Annotated in this window: 20 protein-coding genes and 2 pseudogenes; 16 read left to right on the top strand and 6 right to left on the bottom strand. The window is 70.1% G+C overall.

What is annotated here, in order from left to right:
• Nucleotides 1-42: 42 nt before the first annotated feature.
• Complete coding sequence (locus tag ACWEIJ_RS16010; RefSeq protein WP_449837923.1) at nucleotides 43-537, bottom strand: VOC family protein; 495 nt, start codon at nucleotides 535-537, stop codon at nucleotides 43-45.
• Nucleotides 538-561: 24 nt separating this feature from the next.
• Between ACWEIJ_RS16010 and ACWEIJ_RS16005 the strand changes: the two genes are divergently transcribed.
• Nucleotides 562-2,127, top strand: a complete 1,566-nt coding sequence (locus tag ACWEIJ_RS16005; RefSeq protein WP_449837922.1) for an alkaline phosphatase D family protein — start codon at nucleotides 562-564, stop codon at nucleotides 2,125-2,127.
• On the opposite strand, the gene ACWEIJ_RS16000 is transcribed toward ACWEIJ_RS16005, so the two are convergent.
• Both ACWEIJ_RS16000 and ACWEIJ_RS15995 read right to left on the bottom strand, forming a co-directional pair.
• Nucleotides 2,104-2,850, bottom strand: coding sequence for a maleylpyruvate isomerase N-terminal domain-containing protein (locus ACWEIJ_RS16000; protein WP_449837921.1), 747 nt, complete (start codon nucleotides 2,848-2,850; stop codon nucleotides 2,104-2,106). The genes ACWEIJ_RS16005 and ACWEIJ_RS16000 overlap by 24 nt on opposite strands.
• Entirely contained in the window at nucleotides 2,847-3,251 is a 405-nt protein-coding gene (locus ACWEIJ_RS15995) for an SAV_6107 family HEPN domain-containing protein (RefSeq protein WP_449837920.1), read from the bottom strand. The genes ACWEIJ_RS16000 and ACWEIJ_RS15995 overlap by 4 nt, the downstream gene beginning before the upstream one ends.
• 203 nt (nucleotides 3,252-3,454) lie before the next feature.
• Between ACWEIJ_RS15995 and ACWEIJ_RS15990 the strand changes: the two genes are divergently transcribed.
• The 4 genes from ACWEIJ_RS15990 to ACWEIJ_RS15975 all read left to right on the top strand — a co-directional run bounded on the left by ACWEIJ_RS15990 (nucleotide 3,455) and on the right by ACWEIJ_RS15975 (nucleotide 6,209).
• Nucleotides 3,455-3,943, top strand: coding sequence for a YbaK/EbsC family protein (locus tag ACWEIJ_RS15990; RefSeq protein ID WP_449837919.1), 489 nt, complete (start codon nucleotides 3,455-3,457; stop codon nucleotides 3,941-3,943).
• Nucleotides 3,940-4,503 (top strand): GNAT family N-acetyltransferase, encoded by a 564-nt coding sequence (locus ACWEIJ_RS15985; RefSeq protein ID WP_449837918.1) that lies wholly within the window; start codon nucleotides 3,940-3,942, stop codon nucleotides 4,501-4,503. The genes ACWEIJ_RS15990 and ACWEIJ_RS15985 overlap by 4 nt, the downstream gene beginning before the upstream one ends.
• Nucleotides 4,504-4,590: 87 nt before the next feature.
• The gene (locus tag ACWEIJ_RS15980; protein ID WP_449837917.1) at nucleotides 4,591-5,223 is read left to right on the top strand and encodes a GntR family transcriptional regulator; all 633 of its coding nucleotides are present in this window, start codon (nucleotides 4,591-4,593) and stop codon (nucleotides 5,221-5,223) included.
• A complete protein-coding gene (locus tag ACWEIJ_RS15975; RefSeq protein WP_449837916.1) occupies nucleotides 5,220-6,209 on the top strand; it encodes a 1-aminocyclopropane-1-carboxylate deaminase in 990 nt (329 codons plus the stop codon). The genes ACWEIJ_RS15980 and ACWEIJ_RS15975 overlap by 4 nt, the downstream gene beginning before the upstream one ends.
• Here the strand turns inward: ACWEIJ_RS15975 and ACWEIJ_RS15970 are convergent.
• Nucleotides 6,210-6,952: pseudogene (locus tag ACWEIJ_RS15970) on the bottom strand (transposase).
• Nucleotides 6,953-7,171: 219 nt separating this feature from the next.
• Nucleotides 7,172-11,716: an ATP-dependent helicase gene (locus ACWEIJ_RS15965; protein WP_449837915.1), complete on the bottom strand. Its 4,545-nt coding sequence runs from the start codon at nucleotides 11,714-11,716 to the stop codon at nucleotides 7,172-7,174.
• Nucleotides 11,717-11,826: 110 nt separating this feature from the next.
• Between ACWEIJ_RS15965 and ACWEIJ_RS15960 the strand changes: the two genes are divergently transcribed.
• From ACWEIJ_RS15960 to ACWEIJ_RS15915, 10 genes and pseudogenes are all read left to right on the top strand, one after another.
• Nucleotides 11,827-13,671 carry an Hsp70 family protein gene (locus ACWEIJ_RS15960; RefSeq protein ID WP_449837914.1) on the top strand — a complete coding sequence of 615 codons (1,845 nt, stop codon included), beginning with the start codon at nucleotides 11,827-11,829 and terminating at the stop codon, nucleotides 13,669-13,671.
• Nucleotides 13,672-13,724: 53 nt separating this feature from the next.
• Nucleotides 13,725-14,978, top strand: a complete 1,254-nt coding sequence (locus ACWEIJ_RS15955; RefSeq protein ID WP_449837913.1) for an MFS transporter — start codon at nucleotides 13,725-13,727, stop codon at nucleotides 14,976-14,978.
• A gap of 9 nt (nucleotides 14,979-14,987) precedes the next feature.
• Nucleotides 14,988-15,182, top strand: a complete 195-nt coding sequence (locus ACWEIJ_RS15950; protein WP_449837912.1) for a DUF3046 domain-containing protein — start codon at nucleotides 14,988-14,990, stop codon at nucleotides 15,180-15,182.
• 146 nt (nucleotides 15,183-15,328) lie between these two features.
• Nucleotides 15,329-16,375 (top strand): recombinase RecA, encoded by a 1,047-nt coding sequence (recA, locus tag ACWEIJ_RS15945; protein WP_355444073.1) that lies wholly within the window; start codon nucleotides 15,329-15,331, stop codon nucleotides 16,373-16,375.
• Nucleotides 16,376-16,388: 13 nt separating this feature from the next.
• On the top strand, nucleotides 16,389-16,898 hold the full coding sequence (locus ACWEIJ_RS15940; protein ID WP_449837911.1) for a regulatory protein RecX: 510 nt from the start codon (nucleotides 16,389-16,391) through the stop codon (nucleotides 16,896-16,898).
• A gap of 96 nt (nucleotides 16,899-16,994) precedes the next feature.
• Complete coding sequence (locus tag ACWEIJ_RS15935) at nucleotides 16,995-17,129, top strand: hypothetical protein (RefSeq protein WP_449837910.1); 135 nt, start codon at nucleotides 16,995-16,997, stop codon at nucleotides 17,127-17,129.
• A gap of 11 nt (nucleotides 17,130-17,140) precedes the next feature.
• Nucleotides 17,141-17,221 (top strand): annotated as a pseudogene (locus ACWEIJ_RS15930) (nucleotidyltransferase family protein); the annotation flags it as partial.
• Between the two features lie 113 nt (nucleotides 17,222-17,334).
• Nucleotides 17,335-17,565 carry a nucleotidyltransferase family protein gene (locus tag ACWEIJ_RS15925; RefSeq protein WP_449838195.1) on the top strand — a complete coding sequence of 77 codons (231 nt, stop codon included), beginning with the start codon at nucleotides 17,335-17,337 and terminating at the stop codon, nucleotides 17,563-17,565.
• A gap of 45 nt (nucleotides 17,566-17,610) precedes the next feature.
• Nucleotides 17,611-18,063, top strand: a complete 453-nt coding sequence (locus tag ACWEIJ_RS15920; RefSeq protein WP_449837909.1) for a MarR family winged helix-turn-helix transcriptional regulator — start codon at nucleotides 17,611-17,613, stop codon at nucleotides 18,061-18,063.
• A gap of 111 nt (nucleotides 18,064-18,174) precedes the next feature.
• Nucleotides 18,175-18,975: an alpha/beta fold hydrolase gene (locus tag ACWEIJ_RS15915; protein WP_449837908.1), complete on the top strand. Its 801-nt coding sequence runs from the start codon at nucleotides 18,175-18,177 to the stop codon at nucleotides 18,973-18,975.
• 52 nt (nucleotides 18,976-19,027) lie between these two features.
• Here ACWEIJ_RS15915 and ACWEIJ_RS15910 read toward each other — a convergent pair whose 3' ends face one another.
• Nucleotides 19,028-19,828 carry a S1 family peptidase gene (locus ACWEIJ_RS15910; protein WP_449837907.1) on the bottom strand — a complete coding sequence of 267 codons (801 nt, stop codon included), beginning with the start codon at nucleotides 19,826-19,828 and terminating at the stop codon, nucleotides 19,028-19,030.
• Nucleotides 19,829-20,013: 185 nt separating this feature from the next.
• On the opposite strand from ACWEIJ_RS15910, the gene ACWEIJ_RS15905 reads away from it, so the two are divergent.
• Nucleotides 20,014-20,751 carry a hypothetical protein gene (locus tag ACWEIJ_RS15905; protein ID WP_449837906.1) on the top strand — a complete coding sequence of 246 codons (738 nt, stop codon included), beginning with the start codon at nucleotides 20,014-20,016 and terminating at the stop codon, nucleotides 20,749-20,751.
• Nucleotides 20,752-20,790 lie beyond the last annotated feature (39 nt).

Genomic DNA, 20,790 nt, shown 5'->3' with positions numbered 1-20,790 from the left:
CGCAAACGTCTTTTGCACAACTGATATATCGCATATTGGATATCAGCTTGGGTCGGCCCACCGCACGCGCACGCGGTTCGTGATCGGCTCGGAGTCGTCGGTCCGCACGAACTCGAGCCACGGGCCGGGCTCCGGCCGCACGGAAGCCCACCCGTCACCGCTGCGCACCACCGGGTGCCCGGTCGCCTGAGCCGAGGCCAGCGGATCCGGCGAGTCGACGACGACGGCGGCGATCGCGCCGGTGTACTCGGGCCGGGGCTCCAGGACGCAGAACTCGTTGCCCTGCGGATCGCGCAACACCACCCACGGCACATCGCGCTGGCCGACGTCGGCGTGCTCGGCGCCCAGCTTCAGGGCGCGTGCCACGATGTCCGCCTGGTGTTCGAGCGAGGTCGAGGCCAGGTCGATGTGCACCCGGTTCTTCTCGATCTTCGGGGCGTCGCTCCACACGAACGTCAGCTCGATCTCGTCGCCGGCGAACTCGGACCAGAACGCGGCCAGAGCGGGGGGATCTGCTGCGTCGAACGTGATTTCCACCCGTGCGAGGGTACTGTCTCGCGGGTGGCGAAGCTGGTGCTCGGACCGCTCCTCAGGCATGTGCACGAGACGTCCGCGACCGTGTGGGTCGAGACGGACGCGTCCTGCGACGTCACGGTCGCGGGGCACACGGCGAGGACGTTCCAGGCAGGCGGCCAGCACTTCGCCCTCGTCCGGCTGGAGAACCTGGGCCCGCGCACCGAGTACGACGTCCGGCTCGACCAGGAGCTCGTCTGGCCGGAGCCCGGCAGCACGTTCCCGAAACCGGTCATCCGCACCGGTGAGGTCACCAGGATCGCTTTCGGGTCGTGCCGCGCCGCACCGAGCCAGCCGGTCGGGCCCGACGCCCTCGACGCCTTCGCGCAACGGCTCATGCGCATGCCGGAGGAGGAGTGGCCGCAAGCGCTGATCCTGTTGGGAGACCAGGTTTACGCCGACGAACCGACCGAGGCCACCAAGCAGTGGCTGCGCGAACGCAGGCGCGGCACGGAGGAACCCGACGGCGAGGTCGTGCACTTCGCCGAGTACGCCCACCTCTACCACGAGACCTGGGGCGACCCGGAGATCCGCTGGCTGCTGTCGGTCGTGCCGTCGTCGATGATCTTCGACGACCACGACGTGCGCGACGACTGGAACACCTCCGCGGTGTGGCGGCAGGAGATGGCCGCGAAACCGTGGTGGCGCGACAGGATCCGCGGCGCCATCGCGTCCTACTGGGTGTACCAGCACCTCGGCAACCTCGGTCCGGAGGAGCTCGCCCGGGATCCCTTGTACGCCAAGGTGAAGGCGCAGGGCACGGACGTCCTGCCGTTGCTGGAGGAGTTCGCCGAGGAGGCGGACCGGGAGGCTGGGGGCCGCAAGTCCACGTGGTGGAGCTTCCGCCGCGACTTCGGCCGCGCCCGGCTGCTGATGGTCGACACGCGCTGCGGCCGCATCCTCGGTGACGGCAAGCGGCAGATGGTCGGCGACGAGGAGTTCGACTGGCTCGAACGCAACGCCCAAGGCGACTGCGATCACCTGCTCATCGGCTCGTCGCTGCCGTGGCTGATGCCGCACGCGCTCAGTCACTTCCAGTCCCTGAACGAGATCGGCGCGCGCAAACCCGGCTGGCAGGGCAGGGCCGCGGAGAAGATCCGGCAGGCGGCCGACCTGGAGCACTGGCCGGCGTTCCGCGAGTCGTTCGACCGGCTCACCCGCATGATCGAGAAGGCCGCGAACGACGGCGCCGCGACGGTGTGCGTGCTCTCCGGCGACGTCCACCACAGCTACGTCGCCGAGGCCGAGTTCCCCGCGCCCACCAAGGCGACGGTGACGCAGCTCGTGTGCTCGCCGGTGCACAACGAGCCGCCGAAGGTGTTCGAGCCCGCCTTCCGGCTGTCGTGGTCCCGTGCCGCGGCGTGGTTGTTCCGCGGTCTCGCCACGCTGGCCGGTGTGCCGAAGGACCTGATGCGGTGGCGCAAGACCAGCGGGCCGCACTTCGGGAACTCCGTGGCACTGCTGGAGTTCGACGGCCGCCGCGCCCGCTACCGGCTGTTGTCGGCAACGGGCGCGGAAACCGCGAACGTGCTACTTGGTCGCGAGCCGCAGTAGCGCCCACAGCTGCGCGATCGCGTCGTCGTCGCCGAACGGTGTGACCATCCGGTCGGGCAGCCTTCCCCACAGCCAGCGGTACATCGTCATCGGGCTCGCCGACACCTGCGCATCGGCGGCGTGCGCGTCCTCCGGGTTGACCACGCGCCACGCCGACGCACCGCGCGGACCGCAGCGCGTGAGCCACACGTCGTCCTCGACCTGGATGGCGACCAGGCTCTCCCGCGAACCGCGCACCCCGAGCACGTCCAGCTTGTGCCCCAGCCACAACGTCAGCACCTCGTCGACGCCGTCGACCGCGACCTCGTCGGTGACCGCGCCCACCTCCATGCCCGCGGCGCCCTGGATGTCCATGCGGTGCAACGTGGTCTCGTGTGCGAGCCGCCGCCGCCAGAACCCGTAGTTCTGCTGCTCCGGCCACCACGTCGCACACGGCTCGTGCTCCTCGTGCGCCTCGAGTTCGGTGAGCACGGCCTCCGCACCCGACCGCATGAAGTCCAGCGGGTCCTCTCCTTGCGCGGGAAAGTCCTGCCATTCCCCGGCTTCCGGCTCGCGGCCGAGTCTGATCCACTCCAGCGCCCTGCGATAACCGCTGCCGACGTGCCGGACGGTCTCCCCGAGGTTCAGCCCGGGACAGGCGGGCACGCCCTTGTGCGGTGGCTGGCCGATCGCGGACATGGCGAACAGTTCTGCCTCACGGCGCAGCACTTCCAGAGCGTTCACTGCTTGGCCTCGTTCATGACGCGGCCGACGAGGGTCACGAACTGACCGGTCTGACGCACCAGGTCGTCGGCCGTGCGCGCGTTGACATGCCGTGTGATTCCCGCGAGCACAGCGGCCCGCGTGGACGACCACGACGCGAAGAAGGTGGCCCACTCACGCATTTCCGGCGCGATCGAGGCGAGCAGCACCCAGGCGCTGGTCGGCTTCGAACGTCCGCGATGGGGTCGTCCGCGCAACGCGAGCACCGCGGCGGCAGCACGCAACGCGGCGAGGTAGGCGGTGGCGAACCGCTCCGGCGGCTCGGGCGTGCGTTCGGACTCGGCGAGCGAGTCGCGGGCCTGCTGCAGCAGCGCGAGCGCGGAAGCGGGCGGTAACGGGATGGGGAAGTCGATGGCAGTCATCTCGGCCTCCTCGTGGCGTCGGTGAACGACGTCTCCGCCGAGGGGAAGCCGGCGGCTCTCGGAGGTGGGGTGCTTCCCCCACCCCACCTCCGAGGCATGGTGAGACTCGAACACATGTTCGAGCCACGTCCAGCGTAGCTCCCGGCCGATGGATTCCTCAACCCGGCCCACCACGTAGCGGCCAGTCGTGGTCTGATGGTGATGTGAGCGCGCTCGAACACCCCGGAATCCGCAAAGTCGCGGAAGCCCTCCCGGTCGCCACCGCCGAACGCATCGTCGTGCTGCCGGACGCCGTGCGGACCGCGGCGGCCGCGGCCGAGGCGGTGGGCGTGCAGGTCGGGGCGATCGCGAACAGCCTGTTGTTCGCCGCCGTGCGCGATGGCGTGGCGGCCCCGCTGCTGGTGCTGACCTCGGGCGCGCACCGGGCGGACACGTCGCTGGTGGCCGAGCTGGTCGGCGCGGACGCGGTGAAGCGCGCCGATCCCGAGTTCGTGCGTGAGCACACCGGACAGGTGATCGGTGGTGTGTCGCCGGTCGGGCACCCCGCGCCGATCGAGACCCTGGTGGACGAGGCGTTGTCCGGTTACGAGGAGATCTGGGCGGCCGCGGGCCATCCGCACGCCGTGTACCCCACGACGTTCGCGGACCTGGTGGCGCTGACCGGCGGGCGCGTGGCGGTGGTGTCGGCATGACGGCGTCGCCGCGCCTGGAGCGCATCGTCGAGATGTCCGCGTCCGAGCTGAACGTCCGGCTCGGTGAAGCGCTCGCGCTGTACGTGACCGCGATGAACTACCCACCCGGCACGGTCGAGCAACGCGCCCCGATGTGGCTCGCGCACATGATGCGCGAGGACTGGCGTTGCGTCGTGGCACTGGGGGAGCAGGACGAGCTCGTCGGCATCGGCTACGGCTACCGCGGCGCCGCCGGGCAGTGGTGGCACGAACAGGTGCGGCGCGGCCTGATGGCCGTCGCGTCCCCTTCCGTCGTCGAGGCGTGGCTCACCGACTACTTCGAGCTGACCGAGCTCCACGTGCTGCCCCGCGCCCAGGGCCGTGGCCTCGGTGAGGACCTGTTGCGCCACCTCATGGACGGCGTGCGGTCGTCCCGCGTGCTGCTGTCCACGCCGGAAGGTCCGAGCAAGGCGTGGAAGCTCTACCGGCGCGTCGGCTTCCAGGACGTGCTGCGGCACTACCAGTTCACCGGCGACCCACGCCCGTTCGCGGTGCTCGGCCGCACCCTGCCGATCGTCTAGCCCGCCCCGGAACCACTTCAGGCCCCGAGTCCACGACTCGGGGCCTTTTTGTTGCGATCACCAGACCCTCGCCCTACGCTCACTGATATGCAATATATTGGATATGGGTCACTGAAGGAGCGGGCCGCCGCCGAGATCAGGTCGGCGATCGTGCGGGGTGACCTGGAACCGGGCACGGCCATCAAGGACGTCGAGCTGGCGGAGAAGCTCGGCCTCTCCCGCACCCCGGTGCGCGAGGCGCTCGCCACGCTGACCGACGAAGGTCTCGTCGAGACCAAGCCGCACGCGTACACCCGCGTGACCGCGCTGGAACCGGAACCGGTGCTCGACGCTCTCGTCGTCGTGCAGTCCATGCACTCCCTCGCCATCGGCATCGCGGTCAAGAGGGAGATGCCGGCCGAGGACATCGCCGCGATGCGCGCCGCGAACAAGGCGTTCAAGAAGGCTCTCGACGCCAACGACGCCGTCGCCGCCCTGGCCGCCGACGACGAGTTCCACGCGGTAGCCGTCCACCGCTGCGACAACTTCGCGATCACCGCGACCATCGACCGCTACACGCCGCTGGTCCGCCGGGCCGAGCACAGCCGCTTCTCCTCGCCCAGCGCCCGCCACTCCGTCACCCAGCACCAGCAGATCATCGACGCGTGCGAGCAGGGCGATCACGCGCTCGCCGCCCGCCTGGTCGACGAGAACTGGGGCACCCTCAAGGAGGAACTGTGAACAGATTCCCGCTCCTCTTCGGCCCGTCCCCGGTCCACCGCCTGGACCGCCTGACCGCGCACCTCGGCGGCGCCGCGGTGTGGGCGAAGCGCGAGGACTGCAACTCCGGCCTCGCCTACGGTGGCAACAAGACGCGCAAGCTCGAGTACCTCGTCGCCGACGCACTCGCCACCGGCTGCGACACGCTGGTGTCGATCGGCGGCATCCAGTCCAACCACACGCGTCAGGTGGCGGCGGCCGCGGCACGTGCGGGCCTGAAAGCCGTGCTGGTGCAGGAAAGCTGGGTCGACTGGACCGACGTCGGCAGTGACCGGGTGGGCAACATCCTGCTCAGCCGCATGATGGGAGCCGACATCCGCCTGGTGGACGCCGAGTTCGGCATCGGCGTCAAACCCGCCTGGGAACAGGCGATCGAGGAGGTCCGCGCGTCCGGCGGCAAGCCCTACCCGATCCCGGCCGGGGCCTCCGACCACCCGCTGGGCGGCCTGGGCTTCGCGAACTGGGCGGACGAAGTCCGCCAGCAGGAAGCCCAGCTGGGCGTCTTCTTCGACACCGTCATCGTCTGCTCGGTCACCGGCAGCACCCAGGCGGGCATGGTCGCCGGTTTCGCCGGTGAGACCAACCGCCGCGTGCTCGGCATCGACGCCTCCGCCAAACCCGCCGAGACGCTCGACCAGATCACCCGCATCGCGCACAACACCGCCAAGCTCCGCGAGGTCACGATCTCCGACGAGGACGTCCTCCTCGACGACCGCTTCCACGCCGGCACCTACGGCATTGCCGACGAGTCCACTGTGGAGGCCATGCGGCTCGGCGCCGGCCTCGAAGGCATGATCACCGACCCCGTCTACGAGGGGAAGTCGCTGGCGGGCCTCATCCACCTGGTGTCCTCAGGTGAGATCGACCGCGACTCGACGGTGCTCTACGCTCACCTCGGCGGGCAGCCCGCGCTGAACGCCTACAGCTCGCTCTTCGGGGCTTGGTGATCAGTTCAGAATGAGCTTGCGCAGGCAGATGATCGAGCAAGCCGGACTCAGGATGGCCTGATGGACGTCGGCTCGCCGTTCGGTGCGGATGCGGAGTCACCGGAAGCCTTTGAGCCAGGTGAAGATGCGTTCGACTGGCCAGCGGACTGTGCCGAGACCGGAGCCGTGTTCGACGCCGCGTTCGGCGTGGATCCGCCGTGGCCGGCGACGCGGCTTGCCGACCACGCCACGGATCGATGGGACGGCATCGACGAGCGGGATCAGCTGGGTGACGTCGTTGCGATGCCCGCCGGTGAGCGTGACGACCAGCGGGACCTCGTCCACGTCGGTGATCAGGTGATGCTTGGAACCGGGCTTGCGCCGATCGACCGGGCTCGGCCCGGTGTGGTCCCTCTTTGAGCGCGCAGATGGGTGGAGTCGATCAGCCCTGCGGCGCGCAGCTCGGCGAGCAGCCGCTCGTGCAGTTGCTGCCAGACACCGGCCCGTGCCACTCGGTCGACCGCCGCCAGCAGGTCGAGCCCGAGGCACCGGACAGAGCGGTGCGTACCGGTTCCGGTCGATCCCGGTACGCACCGCGTGGAGGATGCCTTCCAACGCGGCCCGGTCGTCTGCACGCCTGCGACCTGGATAGCGCGGAAACGCCTCGGGCACAACGGGGTCAACGGTTCCAGCCGAGCCCACAGCTCGCGGTCAAGACCTCCTCGCGCACGCCATGATCTTGGAGTGTCCTGTGCCGCAAGCAAAGCTGACACTCCAGCTCATTCTGAACTGATCACTTGGCCCTCGTCCCGCCGAGCATCACCTGATCGGGTGACTCTTGTCCTGATTCGCGGGGTTCGCTCCTCCCGCATATATGCGGAGCGCGGGCGTGCGGACCGGAACGCGGTCGAGGAACCCGGCGAGTGCGCACCGGCGACGCAGAGCGCGTCGGTGCGCAGTGGAGAGACGAGTGAGGTGCTCGGTCAGGCTCGTAGTCGAAGGCCCTTCGGGGTGGCGCGGAAGCCCGCCTCCTGCAGGACGGAAGCGAGGTGCGAGGTCAGCGCGACCTCGCCGTCGGCTCGCTGGACGGCCAGCTGCCCCAGCCAGCCGTCGCGGACCGCCCGGCTCAGCGCGTTCGCGGCTACGCGCAACGTCGGGTCGTCGTCGGTGAACGACAGCAGCGACTTGCCGCCTCGCTCGACGTACAGCGCTGGGCTGCCGTCGACCAGCACCGCCAGCGCCCCGGCCTTGCGCGCGGGGCGATGCTTGCCCTCTCCCAACGGGTCCGGCCACGGCAGGGCGGCGCCGTAGGGCTGGGCCGGGTCGGCTGCGGCGAGAACGACCGCCGACTGGTCGTCCTGCGCCGGTTGGCCGGGCGGGCGCGACAACGCCCGCAGCCGGTCCACCGCGCCCCGCGCCGCGAACTGGGCGGCACCCAGCCCCTCGACGACGTAGCCGCGGATCACCTGACCGGATTCCTCCATCGCCCGCAGCACTTTGTAGACACCGCTGAACCCGCCGGTGACGCGTTCGGTGTCGAGGGCGCCGCGGGTCAGCACGCCGTGGCGTTCCAGGAAGGCCTCGGCTCTGGCGTGCGCCCGGCGCGTCGGGTCCTCCGCCGGGCGCACGGCCAGCGACCAGCGTCCGGCGGCGGTCGGCGGGCCTGTGCGCGACGGCAGGTCCGGACGAGCTGCGCGCAGCCGGGCGTAGCGTCCGCGAGGAGCGCTGCGGCGAGGCTTGTGGGCCGCGCCGCCGCCGGACACCAACGCGCGCAACGGCGACAAGGTGTCGTTGGTGATCAGGCCTGCCCAGACCAGATCCCACAGCGCGCCGACGACTTCCGCATCCGTGCACTGAACGGACAGCGAGACCCGGTCGACCACCTGGCGGAAGAACAGCGCTCCACCGGACAAGGCCTCCAGGACCGCCGTGTGCAGCGGCGACTCCGGGATGGACTCCGGCACCAGGTCGGGCAGCAGCAGATCCGCCACATCCGTTGGCGCCACGGCGATCCAGCCGTCGCCACCGGCCAGTGCGCCGCACCCCGTCCACGTCACCTCGCCGGACGCGGTCAGCTCGTCCAGCAACGCCGGGTAGTAGCCCGGCAGCCGGGACGGCAGCAGCAGGGACTCCAGCGCGCTCGCTGGAAGTGGTGCTCCGGCGAGCTGTTCCACCACCGAGAACACGTCGTCGACCGTCGGCGCCGAGCGCAGCCGGCGGCCCAGCCCGTGCCACGACGGCAGGAACCGGCCCAGCGCCGCGGGCTCGACCGGCTCCACCTCGGACCGCAGCCGTGCCAGCGAGGCGCGACGCAGGCGGCGCAGCACGTCCGCGTCGCAGTACTCGGTGTGGGTGCCGCCGGGCCGCAGCTCACCGCGGACCAGCCGGCCCGTGCCGGCCATCCGTTCCAGGACACCCGTCACCACGGCCACGCCCAGACCGAACCGCGTGGCGGGCTCCGCGGCGGCGAACGGCCCGTGGGTGCGGGCGTAGCGGCTCAGCAGATCGCCCAGCGGATCCGCCACCGGTTCGGTGAACGCCTCCGGGACACCGACCGGGAGCGCGACACCCAGTGCGTCCCGGACCCGGCCCGCGTCCTCGATCGCGATCGTGCGCTCCTCACCGGCGATCCGGACGCGGATCGCGCGGCGCTGGGCCACCAGCTCGTCCAGCCACTCGCGGGGCACACCGCGTTCGAGAGCCTCCGCGTCGGAGAGATCTCCCAGGAACCGCAACAGGTCCGCGGTGTCCTCGGCGTGCCGCGGGCGACGGTCGTCGCTCAGCCGTTGCAGACTGCGTTCGACCTCGGCCACGACCTCCGGGTCGAGCAGTTCCCGGATCGCCTCGGAGCCGAGCAGTTCCGCGAGCAGCGTCGAGTCGAGCGACAACGCCGCCGCGCGGCGTTCCGCCAGGGGAGCGTCCAGCTCGTAGAGGAACATGCCCACGTAACCGAAGAGCAGGCTGCGCGCGAACGGCGACGGCGACGGCGTCTCCACCTCGACCACGCGCACCCGGCGCGCGCGGACGTCCGCCATCAGCTCGCGCAGGCCCGGCACGTCGTAGACGTCCTGCAGGCACTCGCGCATCGCCTCCAGCACCACCGGGAACCGCTCGTACTTCGCCGCCACGGACAGCAGCTGGGCCGAGCGCTGCCGCTGCTGCCACAACGGCGTGCGGCGTTTCGGGTCACGGCGGGGGAGCAGCAGCGACCGGGCCGCGCACTCGCGGAACCGGGCCGCGAACAACGCCGAACCGCCCACCTCGGCCACCACGATCTGCTCGACCTCGTCCGGGTCGAGCAGCACGTCCTCGGCGCCCGCCGTCACCTCCACGCCCTCGTGGTCCAGGGCGTCGGGCAACCGCAGCACGATGCCGTCGTCGGAGTGCGCCGCCTGCACCTCGACGCCACGGCGTTCGCGCAGCCGGGCCGCGATCGCCAACGCCCACGGCGCGTTGACCTGGGCGCCGAACGGCGAGTGCACGACGAGCCGCCAGTCGCCCAGCTCGTCGCGGAACCGTTCCACCAGCACGGTTCTGTCGTTCGGGACGTGCCGCGTCGCCTCCCGCTGCTCGCCCAGGTACGCCAGCAGGTTGTCCGTTGCCCACGCGTCCAGGCCTGCCGAGGCCGCCCGGTCCCGGGCCGCCGAATCCTCCATCGTGGACACTTCGCGGAGGAACTTGCCCATCGCCCGGCCGAGTTCCAGCGGACGGCCCGGCGCGTCGCCCTTCCAGAACGGCATCCGCGCGGGCTGACCGGGAGCGGGCACCACGATCACTCGATCGTGGGTGATGTCCTCGACCCGCCACGACGACGTCCCGAGCAGGAACGTGTCGCCGACCCGTGACTCGTAGACCATCTCCTCGTCCAGCTCGCCGACGCGCGAGCCAGGACCGTTCTCCGACGGCGGCGTCATGACCGCGAAGAGCCCGCGGTCGGGGATCGTGCCGCCGGACGTGACCGCGAGCCGTTGCGAGCCGGGCCGCCCGCGCAGCTCGGAGTTCACCCGGTCCCAGGTGATCCGCGGTCGCAGCTCACCGAACTCCTCGGACGGGTACCGGCCCGACAGCATGTCCAGCACCGCGTGCAGCGCCGAGTCCGGCAGCCCCGCGAACGGCGCCGCCCGCCGCACCAGCGCCGTCAGGTCCTCGACCGGCCACGTCTCCATCGCCACCATCGCGACGACGTGCTGAGCCAGCACGTCCAACGGGTTGCGCGGGAACTTCACGGCCTCGATCGCGCCGTTCTGCATCCGTTCCGCCACCACAGCGCACGACACCAGGTCGCCGCGGAACTTCGGGAACATCACGCCTCGCGACACCGCTCCCACCTGGTGCCCGGCGCGGCCGACGCGCTGCAGACCGGAAGCCACCGACGGCGGCGCCTCGACCTGCACGACCAGGTCGACCGAGCCCATGTCGATGCCGAGCTCCAACGACGACGTCGCCACCACGCACGGCAGCCGTCCGGACTTCAGGTCCTCTTCCACGGCCGTGCGTTGCTCGCGCGACATCGACCCGTGGTGCGCACGGGCCACGGAAGCGGTCTTCTGGACCGTCAGCCCCGACTGGCCGATCGCCTCGGCCGGGAACGACTCCAGCTCGGCAGCTTCCTCCGCGAGCTCGTTCAGGCGCGCGGTCAGCCGTTCCGCGAGCCGTCGCGAGTTCGCGAACACGATCGTCGACCGGTGTGCCCGCACGAGTTCGAGCACCCGAGCCTCGACCGACGGCCAGATCGAGGTGCGCTGCTCGGCTCCCGCGGCCGAGCCCGACACCTCACCCGTCGGCTGGCCGAGCAGCGCCATGTCCTCGACCGGCACCTCCACCTCGACCTGGATGGTCTTGGGGGTCTTCGGCTGCACCACCGACACCGGCCGCCCACCGGCCAGGAACGTGCTGATCTCCTCGACCGGCCGCACCGTCGCCGACAGCCCGATCCGCTGCGCCGGCCGGTCGAGCAGCGCGTCCAGCCTTTCGAGTGACAACGCCAGGTGCGCGCCCCGTTTGGTGCCCGCCACCGCGTGCACCTCGTCGACGATCACCGTCTCGACGCCGCGCAACGACTCCCGCGCCGACGAGGTCAGCAGCAGGAACAACGACTCCGGCGTCGTCACCAGCACGTCCGGGGGAGTACGTCCGAACGCCCGCCGCTCCTCCGGTGACGTGTCGCCGGTCCGCATGCCCACGGTGATCGACGGCTCGGCGAGACCCAGCCGGTGCGCCGCCTGCCGAATACCGGCCAAAGGCGCGCGCAGATTTCGTTCGACGTCCACCGCGAGCGCTTTCAACGGCGAGACGTAAAGAACCCGGCAGCGTCGTTTCGGTTCCGCCGGAGCAGGGGAGGAAGCCAGCCGGTCGAGCGCCCACAGGAACGCGGCCAGCGTCTTGCCCGAGCCTGTCGGGGCGATGACCAGCGCGTGCTCGCCCGCCGCCGCGGCCGCCCACGCCCCCGTCTGCGCCTGGGTGGGCGCGGCGAAGGCCCCGGCGAACCACTGCCTGGTCGCCGGTGAGAAAGCCTTTGTCACGTCCATGCCGACCATCATGACAACCGGGTCCGACAATTTCTGATTGCGCAGGTCCGAGCACCTGGTGAAGCCCGCTGTGGCACGATCACCGCAGTACGTCCTGCGAGGGGAGCACGGTGCGCGTCCTGTCCGTCGACCTGGGCACCGCCAACACGGTTGCGGTGCTGTCCGACCACGGTGTGGTGGATCTGGACGGGGGGTCCACCATGCCCTCGTCCGTCTACCTCGACGAGGACGGCACCTTGCACGTCGGCCGGGAAGCGGAGCGGCGCTCGCGTCAGGACCCGTCGCGCTACGAGCCCAACCCGAAGCGCCACATCGACGAGGTGACGATCAAGCTCGGCGAGACGAACCTGCCGGTCAACGACGCGCTCGCGGCCATCTACGCGCGCGTGATGGAGGCCGTGACGCCGTTGCTCGACGGCGGGCAGCTCGACGAGATCCGCCTGACACACCCCGCCGAATGGGGCCCGACCAGGCGCAACAAGCTGCTGTCCTCGGCCAGGCTCGCGGGCATGACCGGCGAGCTGGTCCCGGTGCCGGAGGCCATCGCGGTGGCCTCGCTCGGCGGTGGCCGCCCGCTCGCCGTCTACGACTTCGGCGCCGACACGTTCGACGTCTCCGTGCTCGACGCCGGGCACCGCATCCTCGCCGACGGCAGCCTCAGCGACGTCGGCGGTCTCGACGTGGACCAGGCGCTGCTGGAGCACATCGGCCGCACCGTCTCCCACAAGGACCCGGCCGGCTGGCAGCGGTTGCTGCGCCCGGTCACCGTGGACGACCACCGCGCCCGCCTCGGCCTGCGCGAGGAGCTGCGCCTGGCCAAGGAGGACCTCTCCGAGCTGCCTCAGGTCGAGGTGCTGATGCCGGAGCCGTTCGAGAAGGTCGTCGTCACGCGCGCCGAGCTGGAGGCGCTGGTCCGGCCGAGCCTGATCCGCAGCGCCGAGCTCCTGGTCAGCACCGTGCACAAGGCGGGCGTCACGCCCGAGCACGTCTACCTCGTCGGCGGCTCCTGCCGGATGCCGCTGGTCGCGCAGGTCATCGCGGAGAAGGTCGGCATCGTGCCGACCAACCCCGACCACCCGGAGACGATCGTCGCGTCCGGCGCCCAGGTCGTGGACCGGGCGACGATCACGCTGAAGCCCGACGACGACAAGCCCAAGTACGTCGAACCGCCCACGGTCGTGACGGCGCCGGTCAGCCCCGCCGTGAGCGGCCCGCACCCGGTCAACCCGAACGTCAGCGGCCCGAACCCGGTGATCAGCGGCCCGTACCCGAACCCGAACGTGAGCGGGCCGTACTCGGCGAGCGGCACCTACCCCGTGACCGGGCCGTACCCGGTGAACCCGGCGGTCAGCGGCAGCTACCCGATGAACTTCCCGCAGCAGCCCCCGAAGAAGGACAACAAGAAGCTCCTCCTCGGCATCGGCGGCGCGGTGGTGGCGCTGGCCGTGGTGATCGGCGCCGTGTTCGCGTTCTCCGGACCGGACCTGCCGAGCGTCGACGAGTGCAAGGACGACACCGCCCGGGACGGCCAGGGCTTCACCAGGTGCCTGCGCCAGCTCGCGGGCCACGTGCCGGACGGCGGCGGCTGCGAGAAGGCCGACTCCGCGCAGATCACCGGCATGGAGGAGATCAAGGGCACCGTCGTGAGCTGCACGATCCGCGACGGCTACGCAGTCCAGTACATCCTCACCGACAGCGTCACCGGCGCCGAGAACAACGCCGAGGCGATCGCGAAGTCGTTCCAGACCGACCGCGTCGAGGCCGACTGGACCGGCAACGGCCTGGAGGGCAGCTACCGCGCGGCCACGTCGAGCGGCACCGGCGTGCTGGTGTTCACGGCCAAGGGACGGCCCATGTTCGGCATCCTCACCAAGAACGCCGAGGAGAACGCCGACGAGCTCAAGCCGGACGAAATCGCCGACTTCTTCGAGAAGTCCGTGCAACCGGGGGAATAAGCGCCCCCTGATGGCCCTGTCGGCGCGCGGCCGAGCGTGCCACGATCGCGATCATGGTGACCGTCGCGCCGCAGGTCGAACGTGTGCAGCGCAAGGTCGTCCGCGTGCTGACCGGCACCCAGGTCCTGGGGGCGGCCGCGGTGACGATCGGCCTCGCGATCAGCACGTTGATCGCCGCGTCGCTGTCCGGGTCCGACGCCGTGGGCGGGCTCGCCCAGACCGCGGCCGTCGCCGGTGCCGGGTTGCTCGCCCTGCCCGGTGCCCGGCTGGCGCAACGGCGCGGGCGCCGGCCCGCGTTGATCCTCGGCTACGGCATGGGCGCGCTGGGTGCCGTGATCGCCGCCGTCGCCGTGAGCGCCGGGTTGTGGCAGTTGTTGTTGGTAGGGCTCCTGCTGTTCGGAGGAGCGTCCAGCGCGAACTATGCGGCTCGTTACGCCGCAACGGATCTGGCGGATCCGCAACGTCGTGCACGCGAGCTTTCCCGCGTGGTGTGGGCGGCGATGATCGGCGCGATCATCGGCCCCAACCTCGCCGATCCCGCCGGACGGCTCGCGGCCGGCCTCGGCCTGCCGGTGGGAGCGGGGCCGTTCCTGCTGGCGGCCGCGGTGCTCGGCGTGGCGGTGCTGGTGATCCAGTTCGGGCTGCGGCCGGACCCGCTGGTCGTCGTGAGAAGCACTCGACCGGTTGAATCTCCGCACTGCGCCGGTGGCGGTGGCACACCAGGCGGCCTGAAGATCTGGGGATCGCTCGGGCCGATGGCACGACTTGCACTCGTTGGAGTGATGTTGTGCCACACCGCGATGGTCGGGCTGATGTCGATGACGCCCGTGCACATGAACCACGCCGGGTCGTCGTTGCGCGTGGTCGGCGTGGTGATCAGCGTGCACGTGGCCGCGATGTACGCCGCGAGCCCGCTGTTCGGGTGGATGGCGGACCGGCTGGGGCGGGTGCCGGTGCTCGCGATCGGCGCGTCGCTGGTCGTGGCGGCGTCCGGGATCGCGGGGATGGCGCCGTCGCACGACGCTCCGCAGCTCGCCGCGGGACTGGCGCTGCTCGGGTTCGGCTGGTCGGCGGGGCTGGTGTCCGGGTCCGCGCTGCTCACCGAGTCCGTGCGCGTCGAGGACCGGCCGGCGGCGCAGGGACTGTCCGATCTGATGATGAACGTCGGCGGGGCCGTTGGTGGCGCTGTGTCCGGCATCGTCGTGACGGCGTGGTCCTACGCGGCGCTCGGGCTGATCGTCGGCTTCACCGCGCTGCCGCTGCTCGTCGTATGCCTCTTCGCATCGCTGCGCAGGCCCGTTCGTTAGGGTCTCCCGGTGCGCATCACCATGTTCCGCAAACTCATGGCAGGGGAGTTCGGCCAGGTCAGGGCCGAGATGATCGCCCGTGACCACGTGCTGTCGTCGCTCGGCGGCCGCACCGCCGACCAGGCGCTGGAGGCGGGCATCGGTGCCAAGGAGGTCTGGGTCGCGGTCTGCGACGCGTTCGAAGTTCCCGAAAATCGTCGCTGAGCTGGCCGTTCGGAGTGTCGCGTGTGCTCGAACACGTGTTCGGCTACAGTGGCTCCGACCCCGGCTTCGCAAAATTGTCAGACCCCGCCAGTAGCGTCAGGTCCAACATGACGAAGCAACGGCAGACGACAAAAGGTGGACCGAAGATGGCACCCGCAGCACCCGACCGGGACAAGGCGCTCGAGCTGGCCCTGGCGCAGATCGACAAGCAGTTCGGCAAGGGCTCCGTGATGCGCCTCGGCGAGGAGGGCCGCGCTCCGATCGAGGTCATCCCGACCGGCGCGATCGCGCTGGACGTGGCGCTGGGCATCGGTGGTCTGCCCAAGGGCCGCGTCGTCGAGATCTACGGTCCGGAGTCCTCCGGTAAGACGACCGTGGCGTTGCACGCCGTCGCGAACGCCCAGAAGGCGGGCGGCATCGCGGCGTTCATCGACGCGGAGCACGCGCTCGACCCCGAGTACGCGAAGAAGCTGGGAGTCGACACCGACGCGCTGCTGGTGTCCCAGCCCGACACCGGTGAGCAGGCGCTCGAGATCGCGGACATGCTGGTCCGTTCCGGCGCGCTCGACATCCTGGTCATCGACTCGGTCGCCGCGCTCGTGCCGCGCGCCGAGATCGAGGGCGAGATGGGCGACAACCACGTCGGTCTGCAGGCCCGCCTGATGAGCCAGGCGCTGCGCAAGATCACCGGTGCGCTCAACGCGTCCGGCACCACCGCGATCTTCATCAACCAGCTGCGCGAGAAGATCGGCGTGATGTTCGGCTCCCCGGAGACCACGACCGGTGGTAAGGCGCTGAAGTTCTACGCCTCCGTGCGCCTCGACGTCCGCCGCATCGAGACCCTGAAGGACGGCGGCGAGCCCGTCGGCAACCGCACCAGGGTCAAGGTCGTGAAGAACAAGGTCGCGCCGCCGTTCAAGCAGGCCGAGTTCGACATCCTCTACGGCCAGGGCGTCTCGCGTGAGGGCTCGCTCATCGACATGGGCGTCGACCAGGGCATCCTGCGCAAGTCCGGTGCCTGGTACACCTACGAGGGCGACCAGCTGGGCCAGGGCAAGGAGAACGCGCGGAAGTTCCTGCGCGACAACCCGGACATCGCCAACGAGATCGAGAAGCGCATCAAGGACAAGCTCGGCATCGGCGCCACCCTCGACGCCGAGGAGTCGGCTCCCGCCGCGCCGGTCGAGTTCTAAGAGGTAAGCGAGATTGGACGAGGCTGAGGAGCAGCGCAAAGCGCGCGACATCTGCTACGCGCTGCTCACCGCTCGCGCCCGATCCCGGCAGGAGCTCCACGACGCGTTGCTGCGCAAGGGAATCAGCGCCGCCACGGCCGAGGTCGTGCTGGGCAAGTTCGACCGCGCGGGCCTGATCGACGACGCCCAGTTCGCCGAGATGTGGGTCCGCTCGCGGCACACCTACAACGGCCTGGGCCGCCGAGCCCTGGCCATGGAGCTGCGCCGCAAGGGCGTGGCCGACGAGGTGGTCGCCGAGGCCGTGGCCGCGGTGGACGGCGAGGCGGAGGAGGAACGGGCCCGCGAACTGGTCCGCAAACGCCTCCGCACCCTGTCCGGCGTGGACGAGACGACCAAGATCCGCCGTCTCGTGGGTGCCTTGGCACGCAAGGGCTATGCGGAAGGCCTCGCCTACCGCGTGGTCCGCGACGAGCTCCGCGCGGCCGGCGACGAGGCGACGGCGCTGGACGAAACCTGGTCGTGAGACGGCGTGCTGTGCGGTCGGCTCGTGGTGGGTGACCGTGTCGTTGGGCTGGTTCGCGTTGTGACGTTGGGTGGATCCTGGTCGTGAGGCGGCGGCGTGCTGCTCGGCAAGGGGCGGCGGCTTCCGGTGGGCGGCCAGGTCGACGCGTTGCGCGCGGCCCTCTCCCACAACGAGCTGCTCGTGGAAGTGCCGGCTCGCGCCGCGAAGCTGGACCTCCCGGGTGGTACCTGACCGCCGGGTGCGTGTTCCAGACCGTGTGGAACGTGGTCACCGGTCGGCCGCCGACCGTCGGCATCAGGGACTACGACCTCTTCTACTTCGACGACTCCGATCTCGGGTGGGATGCCGAGAACGAGGTCATCCAGGCCGGTGAACAGGTTTTCGGCGACCTTGCCGGTGGACGTCGAGATCCGCAACGAGGCACGCGTGCGCGGCCATCGACTCGTTCGCGGCCACGACCTGCTGTGTTGGCATCCGCCTCGACGGTGACGACCGGTGGCACGTCTACGCGCCGCACGGCCTTGCCGACGTGTTCGACCTCGTCGTCCGCCCCAACCCGGTGTTGGCTCCCCGCAGCGTCTACGAGACCAAAGCTCAACGCTGGCGCGAACACTGGCCAGAGCTCACCGTGCTGCCCTGGCCCGAACCGCCCGTCAGCGCAACGTAACCGATCTCGCGGCTTGGCCGGTTCGTCCCGAGTAGCCTGAACCGCGTGAGCACCACTCCCGACGCGCCGTCCGACGTCACCCCCACGGTCTCCGACCTGCTCTGCTTCGACCTGTACACGACGTCGCGGGCGGTCACGGGCTTCTACCGCCCGATCCTGGACAAGGCCGGCATCACCTACCCGCAGTTCCTGGTGATGCTGCTGCTGTGGGAGCGCGACTCGCGGCCGATCCGGGAGCTCGTACAGGAGCTCGACCTCGAGTACAGCACCCTCTCGCCGTTGATCAAGCGCCTGGAGAAGAGCGGTCTGCTGGTGCGCGTCACGCATCCCGACGACGAGCGGTCCGTGCTCGTCCAGCTCACCGACAAGGGCCGTGACCTGCAGTGGATCGGCAGCGAGATGACCAGCAAGCTCAGTGAGGCGCTGGGCATGACCGAAGCCGAGATCGCCGTTCTCCGCAGGGCGTTGCACCGGGTGAAGCACGGCGCCGAGCGCTAGTGAGCTGAATTACATCGCGCGCGAGGTATCTCGTCGGGTAACTTACATCGTGCACGACCTAATCGAGCACGACGCACTGCCGCCGCGGTGCCTGACGAGAGTGAGAGAGCAATGCGAGTTCGTAAGGTGTTCGTCGTTCTTGGGGCCCTGCTGGCGCTGGCTGCTGCTGTTCCGTCGGGTGCCGGCGCCGCGGACGGCACCGACAAGTCCGGTGCCAAGAAGCCGACCATCGTGCTGGTGCACGGCGCCTTCGCCGACGCGTCCAGTTGGAACGGTGTCGTGGAACGACTGCAGCGCAAGGGTTTCCCGGTCGTCGCAGTCGCGAACCCGTTGCGCGGGCTCACCTACGACGCGAACTACCTGCGCAAGGTGCTGGCCTCGATCGACGGGCCGATCGTGCTCGCCGGGCACTCGTACGGCGGCATGGTCGAGTCCGCGGCCGCGCTGGGCAACCCGAACGTGAAGGCGCTCGTGTACGTCGCGGCGTTCGCGCCGGAGAAGGGCGAGAGCGCGCTGGAGCTGTCGAACAAGTTCCCCGGCAGCACGCTCGGCGACACGCTGCAGACCATCGACCTCGGTGACGGCACCCAGGACTTGGTGATTCAGCAGGACAAGTACTGGCAGCAGTTCGCGGCCGACGTGTCCCGCAAGGACGCGACACTCGCGGCGGCGACCCAGCGGCCCGTCAACGACACCGCGCTGACCGAGAAGGCCGGCGAGCCCGCGTGGCGTCAGATCCCGTCGTACTTCGTGGTGGCGGGCAAGGACAAGAACATCCCGGTCGCGGCCCAGAAGTGGATGGCCGAGCGCGCTCAGGCCCGCGCCGTCGTCGAGGCCGCCACCGCCTCGCACTCGGTGGCCGTGTCTCAGCCGGACGTCGTGGCCGACCTGATCGTGCGTGCGGCGCGTTAGCGGAAGCAGGAAGCCGGGGCGCGGCAGGGGCGCCCCGGCTTTCGCCGTGCTCTCAGGGCTTCGAGACCTTGCAGCCGGGCAGCGACAGGTTCAGCGTCGTGCCGGGACCGAAGCAGGAGACGAAGTCGAACGTCTGCTGGCCGTAGTTGATGCCCTTGCGGACGGTGACCTTGCCGGCCGCGTCGACCTCGCACGGGTTGTTCATCGTGCAGCGGCCGCCGCTCTCGTTGCCGGTGTTGTTGATGCCCACGACCTTGCCGCTGGAGTTGTCGACGATCGGCGAACCCGACGTGCCGCCGATGGTGTTGCACGACGACGTGTAGCGCAGCGAGTCGCGCCAGGTCCAGTCGGCTTCCTTGAGCTGGTACACGAAACCGTCGACCTGGCAGGAGTAGATCTTCTTCCAGTAGCCGGAGATGACGCGGATCTCCGTCTTGGCCACGGGGTGCGTGGCCGACAGTTCCAGCGCACGGGTGCCGTACTGCTGCTGGATCTGCCCGTACGTCTGGTCGAGCTGGTAGAACGCGGCGTCGGTGCCGGTCATCGTCGCGTAGACGAGCTTGGTCGTGTTGAGCCTCACGAGGTTCGAGCCGGAACCGGTGAGCAGCTGCACCCAGCGCCTCTCGGGCCGGTTGACCACCGTCTGGCCGGCCTTCATGAGCTCGAAGCAGTGTCCGTTGGTGAGGACGAGCGCCTTGTCCGCGTCCGTCGAGCTCGGCAGGCGGACCAGTGAGCCGGAGCAGTTGCTGAGTCCCACGGTGCCGGTGAAGTCGACGGCGGCCTGTGCGGGTGCCGTCGTCACACCGAGTGCGGCGATCGCCGCGAGCAGGGATCCGACGAGTCGTCGTGCCATGTGCAGGGTTCCTTTCAGGGATGGCATCCAGGGCCAAGCCTGTACGGATCGTAGTCGTCTCGCTACCTTCGGAAGTCTGCTGACGAGCCGGTCGTAACTCGATCGAGTGACGATGTGGTGGTGCGCTAACAGGCGAAGCGGACCTGTCGACGTGGTGGTCACACCCGCAACCGCCAGGAGCCGTGATGACCTTTCCGACGCCGTCCGCCTACGCCACTCCTGCGGTCGCACCGCCGAAGCCGACGCGGTTCGGTGCGCTCGCCTGGACCGCGTTGATCCTCGGGATCGTCGGTGTCGTCGGTTCGCCGATCATCATCCTCAACAACCTCACCGCGATCGCGGCGGTCGTTGGGCTCGTGCTCGGCATCATCGCGTTGTTCGGCACGCGCAAGGTTCTCGCGATCGTCGGTGTCGTGCTGTGCGTCGCGGCGATCGCGTTCACCGTTGTGGCGCAACAGTCCGCGGTGAAGGAGCTCGACAAGGCTCTCGACGGTGTCGGCGATGTTTCCCGGCAGGAGCCGCCGGCCGCACTTTCGACCTGGGGCAAGCGCTACACGTGGGCGAACGGCCTCGCGGTCGACGTCGAGGCGCCCGTCCCGTGCACGCCAGGCCAGTACGCGTCGCCGCAGCACATCGCCCGCGCGGTGAAGTTCAAGGTCACCGTCACCAACGGCACGGGCGCCGCGTTCGAGACCGCGCTGATGTCGATGGGCGACAACGCGCAGTTCAACGGGCAGAAGGCCGAGCGGGTGTTCGACTCCGGCGGCGGCTGCGGTGGAGAGGTCGTGGCGGTGACCGTGTTGCCCGGCAAGACCTACACCTACGAAGCGGCGTACTCCGTCGGCGCGCAGCCCGGTGAGATGCAGCTCGTGTTCGAGCCGAGCTTCAACGCCGACAAGGCCGCGTTCGTCGGTCAGGCGTAAACCGTTCGCGAGCGGGCGCTCGGACGGGTTACAAATCGG

The organism is Lentzea sp. NPDC004789 (genome assembly GCF_053601075.1).
The sequence above is the reverse complement of the archived record's forward strand: the minus strand, read 5'-3'. Positions and strand labels throughout refer to the sequence as shown.

Coding starts and splice junctions, on each gene's coding strand:
- ACWEIJ_RS15985 (WP_449837918.1), top strand. CDS start 3,940: ATGACGGCGTCGCCGCGCCTGGAGCGCATCGTCGAGATGTCCGCGTCC.
- ACWEIJ_RS15915 (WP_449837908.1), top strand. CDS start 18,175: ATGCGAGTTCGTAAGGTGTTCGTCGTTCTTGGGGCCCTGCTGGCGCTG.
- ACWEIJ_RS15910 (WP_449837907.1), bottom strand. CDS start 19,828: ATGGCACGACGACTCGTCGGATCCCTGCTCGCGGCGATCGCCGCACTC.
- ACWEIJ_RS15965 (WP_449837915.1), bottom strand. CDS start 11,716: ATGGACGTGACAAAGGCTTTCTCACCGGCGACCAGGCAGTGGTTCGCC.
- ACWEIJ_RS15905 (WP_449837906.1), top strand. CDS start 20,014: ATGACCTTTCCGACGCCGTCCGCCTACGCCACTCCTGCGGTCGCACCG.
- ACWEIJ_RS15980 (WP_449837917.1), top strand. CDS start 4,591: ATGCAATATATTGGATATGGGTCACTGAAGGAGCGGGCCGCCGCCGAG.
- recA (WP_355444073.1), top strand. CDS start 15,329: ATGGCACCCGCAGCACCCGACCGGGACAAGGCGCTCGAGCTGGCCCTG.
- ACWEIJ_RS15995 (WP_449837920.1), bottom strand. CDS start 3,251: ATGACTGCCATCGACTTCCCCATCCCGTTACCGCCCGCTTCCGCGCTC.
- ACWEIJ_RS15955 (WP_449837913.1), top strand. CDS start 13,725: ATGGTGACCGTCGCGCCGCAGGTCGAACGTGTGCAGCGCAAGGTCGTC.